General features: G+C 44.4%; 5 protein-coding genes and 3 pseudogenes. 6 read left to right on the forward strand and 2 right to left on the reverse strand.

Annotated elements, in window-relative coordinates; all coding sequences use genetic code 11:
* Positions 1-219 precede the first annotated feature (219 nt).
* The 3 genes and pseudogenes from Q7J41_RS05845 (at position 220) to xerA (ending at position 2,983) form a co-directional block, all read left to right on the forward strand.
* Positions 220-651, forward strand: coding sequence for a holin family protein (locus Q7J41_RS05845; protein WP_370650989.1), 432 nt, complete (start codon positions 220-222; stop codon positions 649-651).
* Complete coding sequence (locus Q7J41_RS05850) at positions 641-1,621, forward strand: N-acetylmuramoyl-L-alanine amidase (RefSeq protein ID WP_304886152.1); 981 nt, start codon at positions 641-643, stop codon at positions 1,619-1,621. Before Q7J41_RS05845 ends, Q7J41_RS05850 begins: the two co-directional genes overlap by 11 nt.
* A 517-nt stretch (positions 1,622-2,138) precedes the next feature.
* Positions 2,139-2,983 (forward strand): annotated as a pseudogene (xerA, locus tag Q7J41_RS05855) (site-specific tyrosine recombinase/integron integrase).
* A 492-nt stretch (positions 2,984-3,475) separates the two neighbouring features.
* Here xerA and Q7J41_RS05860 read toward each other — a convergent pair.
* Both Q7J41_RS05860 and ltrA read right to left on the reverse strand, forming a co-directional pair.
* Positions 3,476-5,040: pseudogene (locus Q7J41_RS05860) on the reverse strand (IS3 family transposase).
* 151 nt (positions 5,041-5,191) lie between these two features.
* Positions 5,192-6,367 (reverse strand): annotated as a pseudogene (gene ltrA, locus Q7J41_RS05865) (group II intron reverse transcriptase/maturase); the annotation flags it as partial.
* 104 nt (positions 6,368-6,471) lie between these two features.
* On the opposite strand from ltrA, the gene Q7J41_RS05870 reads away from it, so the two are divergent.
* The 3 genes from Q7J41_RS05870 to Q7J41_RS05880 all read left to right on the forward strand — a co-directional run bounded on the left by Q7J41_RS05870 (position 6,472) and on the right by Q7J41_RS05880 (position 8,875).
* The gene (locus Q7J41_RS05870; RefSeq protein WP_304886153.1) at positions 6,472-6,786 is read left to right on the forward strand and encodes a hypothetical protein; all 315 of its coding nucleotides are present in this window, start codon (positions 6,472-6,474) and stop codon (positions 6,784-6,786) included.
* Positions 6,783-7,139, forward strand: coding sequence for an IS66 family insertion sequence element accessory protein TnpB (tnpB, locus tag Q7J41_RS05875; RefSeq protein WP_304886155.1), 357 nt, complete (start codon positions 6,783-6,785; stop codon positions 7,137-7,139). The genes Q7J41_RS05870 and tnpB overlap by 4 nt, the downstream gene beginning before the upstream one ends.
* A 98-nt stretch (positions 7,140-7,237) precedes the next feature.
* Complete coding sequence (locus Q7J41_RS05880; RefSeq protein WP_304886156.1) at positions 7,238-8,875, forward strand: IS66 family transposase; 1,638 nt, start codon at positions 7,238-7,240, stop codon at positions 8,873-8,875.
* Positions 8,876-8,956: the final 81 nt, after the last annotated feature.

Below are 8,956 nucleotides of genomic sequence, written 5' to 3' on the forward strand. Positions count from 1 at the left end.
ATACAACTAAAAAACCATATGGGGGGAATGGCGTAAACCATCCGTCGAGTATCGGATTAGAAGAAACTTACGTTCCTGCAATGAGGGAATTTGTGGAAGATTTAAGTAGGCTTTAGTTCGGAATAGGACAATATTGCGAACAAAAACTGAATAGAAAAAACGGCCAAAAGGCACCTTAACCGGTGTCTTTTTTGATTCAAAAATTTAAGGAGAAACAAAGTGAATATTGGAACATGGTTTTACATGATGGTTGGTTTGGCCGGTGGATGGATAGCGACGCTATTAGGAGGATGGGACGCAGGATTGACAACATTAATTATCTTCATGGCGGTCGACTATGTTACGGGGCTGGTGGTTGCCGGCGTATTCAAAAAATCAACGAAAACGGCCACCGGCGCCCTGGAAAGCAAAGCTGGGTGGAAAGGTCTGTGCCGGAAAGTTGCGACATTATTTTGTGTCCTGGTCGCCTGCCGGCTGGACATGACATTAGGCAGCAATTTTATACGGGATGGTGTGATCATCGCATTCTCAGCGAATGAGGCGATTTCTATAATTGAAAATATTGGACTGATGGGGGTGGATCTTCCCCCGGCGCTGATCAAGGCCATTGATATTTTAAAAAATAAAGGAGATAAAGACGATGAGATATAAAGTACATGTAGAGAATGAGGGATGGACGGGATGGTTTGAAGAGGGACGGTTCGCCGGCACCACCGGGAAAAACCAGCGCCTGGAAGCCGTAATCATTGAAGGCGTCGACGAATACCGGGTACATGTCCAGGATCAGGGCTGGGGGCCATTGGTAAAAGCTGGAGAAATTGCCGGAACCGAAGGTAAAGGCCTACGGATCGAAGCGATTGAGATTAAAGGCAAAGCTGTTAATTATCGGGTTCATGTCCAGGACTATGGCTGGCTGGATTGGGCAAGAGACGGAGAAATGGCCGGGACAACCGGCGGATCAAAGCGGATCGAAGCGATCCAGTTGCTTAAATCAGTGGAATCGCTGGCGGTTGATAATCCACTGGCAGGAATCAACATTGCGCCGGCGCCGATCCCGGTTCCCGCTCCTACCCCGGCAGCGCCATCACAGGAAAAGAAATCCGGAAAAGTATATCTGGCCGTTGGCCACGGCGTCAGCTCCGACGGATCATGGGATTGCGGTTGCGTCGATGGAAACTACACCGAAGCGGATCTGATGCTAGCCATCGGAAAAGAAGCGGTCGCCCGTCTCCGGAACACTGGCTTCACGGTCATGAGCGACGCCGATACTGAAAATGATAAGAATATCGCCGCTTGCGTACCAGAGGCAAATAACTGGGGCGCTGATGTTTATATCAGCCTGCACTGTGACTATAATGCAGCCCCATCCGGGACACTGCCCATTGTCTACCCAGGGAGTGACGACGGGATCCGGCTTGCCAATTGTTTAATTGCTTCAGCCAAAGCCAGGATCGGACTCGGAACCAGGGGGATCATCCAGCGGGATGACTGGGAAGTATCAGACACGAACATGACTTCCTGCATTTTCGAAACCGGCGGCATTCGTCCAGACATCGGGTTACTTACCAACGCTGCAGCATTTGGGGAAGTCGTCGCCCAGGGGGTATATGATTGGTTTTAAAAACATGATTTGCCGACGTCGGGAAATCATGATATAATTAATACAGGATATTGATGTATGAAAAACGGTAGACCGTTTTATATGGGCGACTATTGTAGGAATAGCGCCACATTTTTTAAAAACACAACTTACACAGGGTTGATCGCTTGGTGAGTTAAAGTTTTCGGGCCACCTTCGGGTGGTCTTTTTTTTATGCCTTTTTTTAATATTGTTTGAGAAAATACACGAATCATGATAGAATATATAGGCAAGATAGCAAAGGAAGTCATGAGCCTTTGCGAAAAGTACGGTTTCCTGACTGTACTTCTTGCATCGATAAAATTCAGGAGCAAATACTACAGGAGGTGTTATTTTTATGCACGAAAACGAAATTACCATGAAGATTATTGCAGAAGTTACGGATCAGTTCCCAGAGGTTGACGGAAATGTTCTAAGGGACATTATCGAATCAGCACTCTATAAATACGAGATCCAGCCTAAGTCCACGGCCCTGGTGGTGCAATCAGACATGAACGAAATGATTTTACTGTACCTGGCCACAAAGAAACTGGACGGGTTGAGCGACAAGACTTTAAAAAATTATGCGCTGCACTTACGACGATTCTCAAATTACTTTCAAAAGAATGTGGCTGACATTACGGCCATGGATATCCGGATGTTTCTGGCTGATCTGATTAAGTATAAAAATCTGAAAAACTCAACAATAGAAAACGAGAAATCAATCCTCAAGAGCTTTTTTGTTTGGCTGGAAAATGAGGATTACATTGTCAAGAGTCCTACCAGGAAGATTAAGTCGACAAAAGTGGAAAAGAGGATTAGAAAATCTTTGTCTGCAGAGGAACTGGAATTGATGCGCGATGCATGTAAGACAAACAGGCAACGGGCATTGCTGGAATTTACCTTCAGCACCGGGGGACGGTTATCAGAAATCACACAGGTCAATATCCAGGACATTAACTGGACCGAACGATCCGTCAATATAATAGGAAAAGGGAATAAGGAAAGAACCATCTTATTTCGCCGAAGGCAAAGATCTATCTGCAGAAATATTTCAATGAGCGTAAAACATTTCCAATAGTGGATGATGCGCTGTTTGTTTCTCAGAAAAAGCCATTCGGACGGTTAGGAAATAGAGCCGTTGAAAAAGAGATCGGGAAGATTGCTGTACAGGCCGGATTCGATAAGGTTGTATTTCCGCATTTGTTGAGACATACTTTCGCAACCCTGGGACACAAAGCAGGGATGCCGCTCAACGTGCTGCAGGAATTGATGGGACATTCAAACCCAGGGACAACACAGATATATGCGGCGCTGGATAATGAATCGGTTAAAGCGGAGTATCGGAAAAGAATAATTCAATAAAAAAAAGAGGGCGTCCATTGCGGATTGCCCTCTTTTTAGTGGATTTTAGAAGATTTATGTATTTCGTATATATCCTCGATTTAAGCGGTTTTATTTAAATCAGGATGCGTAAGACCTGTGAAATTGGTTTATCCGCTAATATAAGTGAAAAAACAAACCGGTAAATCTGTGCTCACTTAAAATTACTGTAATAATAAGGAAAAAAGAAAAGCTGATTCTGTAAAATATATTATGTTCGGATTCATTATTGTACCCTCCACCAAATAAGAATATAGATTTTGATACAATAAAGGCCGCCTTGTGATGAGGTGGTTTTTTCATTTAGTTAGAAATGGCGTTATTAATGTTTTTGACCAACTAAATTGACCCAAAAATGATTGACTTGAATGTCTGGGAATTGCTCAGTATAATGTCATTAACCTAGAGAACGGTGGTTGTCAAGATAGTTGGCAGTTTTAATTGAAATAAATTTCGACAGTAAACGTTTTTAAATCATGCTTCTTCCAATGAATCCAGCATCAGTACTTCCGTGCGTTCAGGATTCAACCATACGACATCTGGCAGAGACCAATCTCTGATATGACGCGACCAGCGATTGGGATTTTTATCCTTTGCGGCCTGATAGACAGCGATCCGATTGGCGAAAATTTGTTCACTGATCCCACTGTGTCGTTGTACCGGAGTAAGCTGATTTAATCCGCTGTGACGATGTTCATAATTATAAAAACGAGTGAAGTTGAGTACCCATTCCCGCGCTTTGTCAATATCAAAAAAGCCTTTATAGGGATAATCGGGTCGATATTTGACGGTTCTAAAGATGGATTCGGCATAGGCATTATCATTACTTACCCGTGGTCTGCTCCTTGATGTGGCAACTCCCAATTTATAGAGGGTTTCCAGTAAGGCCGCACCTTTCATCGGACTACCATTATCGGAATGTAGAATAAGTGGTTGGGTTCGGTTTAGACATCCTTCGGATACGACGGCTTTTTTAACAAGAATACTGGCATTTTCGGCGGATTCTTCCGGCCATATTTCCCAGCCGACGATCTTTCGGCTGTACAGATCGAGGATAAGGTAGAGATAATAATAGAAACCTTTCACTCCGCTTGGCAACCACGTGATGTCCCACATCCAGACCTGATTGGGACCAGTAGCTTTATGGGTTGAAATGGGTCGCGTCTGGGGTTTTGCGGTTCTGCCCCGATGGTGCTGCATATTTTCTCCCCTCAATACCCGGTAAAAAGTGGATTCCGAAGCCAGATACCGACCCTCATCATCAGCCAGTCGGGGAACAATCTGGCTGGGCGGCAAGCTTTTATAGGTAGCGGATGTTACGATTTCAAGAATTTCAAGCTGCTCTTCACGGGTCAGTTTGTTGGCCGGCACCGGTCGTTTTGCTAAAGGGCGCTGATCTTCCATTGGTGTTTGGGGATTTTTCCAGCGCGTGTAGGTTCGTTCACTGATATTCAGTTCCCGACAGGCTCTTGACTGCCTGGCGCCATTTTGAATGGCTTCATCAATAAAGGTAACGGCTAAGTTGCGGTCGGAGAGATTGATCAGTCTTCCTCGTGATCCCCCCAAGCCGCTTGGGCCTTTTTTCTGAGCACCAGTAGAGCCGCGGTTTCAGCAAGTGCTGCCTCTTTACGCCGTAATTCTTTGTTTAATTGTTTGACTTCCTTTTCCTTCTCCTTCAAATTTTTCTGAAGGGATTTGGATTGTTCGGCAACGCCGCCATTGGCATTGATGCAGAAGTCTTTCCAGGCTTCAACCTGCTCAACATACAGGCCTTTTTCCCGACAATAAGCCGCCAGTTCAGCCTGGTTCATTGTTACGGTTTCTAGAACGATTAAAAATTTATCTTCACTTGACCAGCGTTCCGATGATGATTCACCGGCTGGCGCCGCTATACCGGCTGATTTTGCAGCCCGTTTCCATGCATAAAGGGTATGTTCTGAAACACCGGTTTCCGCTGCAAGCTGGTTAACTGATTTATTGGTTGGGGGCATCATCTGTTTGATAATGTTTAATTTGAATTCCTTACTGTATCGTGTCATCAGGTGGCTCCTTCATCTTTGTTTATTACTATAATAAAGTATTTTTCTCTACCTGGTCGAATAGGTCAGAAACCTCACGGTCTCTTTCCCTTCTAAGAACGGAACGTACAACTTTCATTGTATTCCGCTCAAGTATTTATAACCCAGCTATTTATAATTGGGCGGCAATCGTATTTTTCCATGCTCGTTGACGTAGTTTTTGTTGTTTCAACTTGCGTTGCATGAAATAGTCTTCATTTAGTATCGGATTTTTATCTAATTTCAAAGGAATATGTCGTACTATCGGTGTATCACTTGCTTTTATCAGGATTATGTTTTCATCTTTGAACACCCATTTTCGAGTCCCGATTTCACACCAGTATTTTCGGACAATCCACTGTTTAGATTTGTTCCGATGTCGCCTTTTCGCCCAGTGGTACAACATTTCCCATAGGACATGAACTATTTTCCCAAAAGTTTCTTTGGCGCATACTGGCTGGTGGTAATTCGTCCATCCCCTTAATATTTGGTTGAGTCTTCTTATTAATTGTGATTGTGCTGAACTTGTTCCATTCTTTATTTCTTGACTTAAGGTAGATACTAATTTCTGGGTGGATTTTAAAGATGGTTTGACAATCAGTTTCCCTGAATACTTTCGAAAATTCCAGCCTAGGAAATCGAAACCTTGGTGTATGGTGGTGATTTTTGTTTTAGTTGGTGATAGCACAAGGCCTCTTATACTCAGAAATTCCTCAATGACTTTAATAATTTCACTAGCTGTCGTTTCACTATAGGCTGTTATAATAAAGTCATCGGCGTATCTTATAACATTTACCCCATTTCTGTGAGTATCTTTTACCTCATTTCGACCTTTCTTACTTGGCCAGAATTTTTGAGCGATTGCATCCTCCATGCCATCAAGAACCATATTTGCAATGGTTGGAGAAATTATCCCACCCTGCGCTGATCCTTCCGTTGTTGGAAAAAGCTTTCCCTCAAATAAGTATCCTGCTTTAAGGAATTTCTTCAAGACATCTTTTTCTGTCGGGATATTTTCGAGCATCCAATCGTGACTTATCTTATCAAAACAGGACTTTATGTCTCCTTCTACTATCCACTGAGGTGATGTTTTTTTAGCCAGCAGGTTGTGGATATGTCTTTGGGCATCATGTGCACTTCTGGATTTTCTGAATCCGAATGAGATTACATCGGCATTTGTTTCAGCAAGGGGTTCCAGCGCTAATAAATACAATGCCTGCATTGCCCGATCTTTAATTGTTGGTATACTAAGTGGTCTCTTTTCCTTTTTACCATATTTCTCAATATAAACCCGTTTGAGGGGAGAAGCTTGATAACCACTCGTATGTTAATGTCAAATAGACTACACATATTTCACCCTAAAGATTCATGCGATAATACCTTCATCAGATTAATAAATGGAGGTATTTTTTAATGTCCAAAGATGAACTGCATGCATTTCGTCGCCAGCAGATTGAAGATTATCGCAATTCCGGCCAATCAGCAGAAACCTGGTGCGAAGGGAATGCAATGAAAGTATCCACGCTGCGTTACTGGCTGCGACGAATCAAAGACGCCGATCAGCCAGAGCCGGAACAGGCCTGGGCTACCATGAAACTGATTGATAAAGCAACCAGTGCTGATTCAACCCCGATAATTATCAGGTTTAATACCTTTGAAATCTGTCTGCATCCGGGTTTTGAGCCCGTCGTTTTAGCCGCTGTGATCAGAACGCTCCAGGGGATATGATTGACACTGCGCTGATCGATCAGGTTTTTGTTGCCTGTTTTCCTTGTGATATGCGAAAATCGATCAATGGACTTTCTGCGCTGGTACAGCTGACTTTCGACATGGATCCCTTTGCTAATCATCTCTATGTCTTTTTTAACCGAAAGGGGGATAAAGCTAAAATCCTCCGCTGGTCAAACAATGGTTGGTGGCTTTACTATCGTAAGCTCAGCCGGGGTACATTTAAATGGGTGTTTAATGAATCCCAGACCGTTAAAGGCATTTCCGAACGGCAGCTCCGCTGGCTTTTGGATGGCCTTTCGCTGGAACAACCGCAAGCCCATCGAGCCGTTAGCAAGCGCTTGATAATCTAAGTTTTGCAGCGATGAAAAGTTATCGAAAATAGCGCTGTTATGCGATTTTGATGATGATTAAACTGTTCTTTTTAGTGGTTTTGTGGTATAATAAACTCATGAAAAATCAATCGGAACCACCTAAAATTAAACCCTTAACGACACAATCTCTACCCTATGATGAGCTGCTCAAAACCTGTAATGAACTGCAGGTTCAATTGATCCAGACGCAAACCCAGCTGACCTGGGCGATGGAACAGATCCGACTCCTGACCCACCAGAAATTCGGATCTGGCTCTGATAAAGTCGCTTATCCCGAAGGAAGTGATCAGCTCTGCTTCTTCAACGAACCGGAAGCGGCTGCAGATTTTTCTGTTGCTGAGCCGGATCTTTCTGATGTCCTGGCGGATACGAAGAAACCCCGTAATAAAAAAGCCAGGGGTAAACGGGAAAAGGATTTTTCCAATCTGCCGACCATTGTCATTGAACATGAACTGCCGGAGACGGAACGCATCTGTCCCAATTGCAGTCATCCCCTTCATGACATGAAAGTGGAAATCACCCGATTGCTTAAATTTATTCCTGCCCGGTTTGAAGTGGAGGAACATCGACGGCATGTTTATACCTGCCGTGAATGCGCCAAACATGACGATGGGATTGATTTAAAAATTCCCTTTATTCGTGCGGCTATGCCAAACACCCTGATTCCCGGCAGCTTTACAACGCCGGAGCTGGTTGCTGCCATTATCAATGCCAAGTATGTCTGTGCCATGCCGCTGGCCAGGCAGCAGCAGGAGTTTGAACGGTACAGTGTCGCACTCTCCCGGCAGACCATGTCAAACTGGCTGCTGCGCTGCGCCGAAGACTACTTTTCACTTCTCTGTCGACGGATGCGGGAAATCATGCTCACCCGGGATGTTTTACATGGCGATGAGACCCCCGTTCAGGTTGCCAATGAAACCGATCGCCCGGCAACCAGCAAAAGTTATATGTGGGTCTACTGTACCGGGGTTCATGATGAAACCCCGATGGTCTACTACGACTATCATCCCACCCGAAGCAAGGAAGCGGCGCTTAGCTTTCTGGGAACCTATAAAGGATATCTTCATGCGGATGGATATGAGGTTTATCATCGTCTGTCTCCGGATATCACAGTGGTCGGCTGTCTGGCTCATGTCAAGCGTGGCTTTTCCGACGCCATTAAATCCTTACCAAAAGAAGAACAGAGACGAGCGGCTTCGTATGAAGGGGTTCAGTTTTGTGATACCATTTTTCATATCGATAAAAAGCTGAACGACTTTACCCCGGCTGAACGAAAACTAAAGCGGCTGACCTTGCTAAAGCCGGTGATGGCGGCTTTCCACGACTGGCTCGTCAGAATGCAGGCTAATGCCCTGCCAAAATCCTATCTCTCTGAGGCCGTGAATTACACTTTGAATCAATGGTCTTACCTGGAAAACGTCCTGCAAGACGGTCGTCTGGAATTAACAAACAACCGTGGGGAACGCAGTATCCGAGCTTTTACAATCGGACGCAAAAACTGGGTCATGCATAATACCCCCGAAGGCGCAACAGCCAGTGCCATGATTTATAGTCTCACCGAGTCAGCCAAAAGCAATCAACTTAAACCCTACAACTACCTGGTTTACATTCTCAAAGAGATGGCCAACACCGATCTGGTGAACCACCCCGAATTGATTGATCAATTTCTACCCTGGTCAAAAACACTTTCACCGGATTGTTATAAAACCAGTTGATAAACCTAACATTACGAGTCCAACTCCGCCTGGAGTTGGACTTTTTTTATACATAGGTGCCTACAGTTTGACATTTACTGA

The sequence above is a fragment of the Acetobacterium sp. genome (genome assembly GCF_030652775.1).
Classification (GTDB): domain Bacteria; phylum Bacillota; class Clostridia; order Eubacteriales; family Eubacteriaceae; genus Acetobacterium.

Coding starts and splice junctions, on each gene's coding strand:
- tnpB (WP_304886155.1), top strand. CDS start 6,783: ATGATTGACACTGCGCTGATCGATCAGGTTTTTGTTGCCTGTTTTCCT.
- Q7J41_RS05880 (WP_304886156.1), top strand. CDS start 7,238: ATGAAAAATCAATCGGAACCACCTAAAATTAAACCCTTAACGACACAA.
- Q7J41_RS05850 (WP_304886152.1), top strand. CDS start 641: ATGAGATATAAAGTACATGTAGAGAATGAGGGATGGACGGGATGGTTT.
- Q7J41_RS05870 (WP_304886153.1), top strand. CDS start 6,472: ATGTCCAAAGATGAACTGCATGCATTTCGTCGCCAGCAGATTGAAGAT.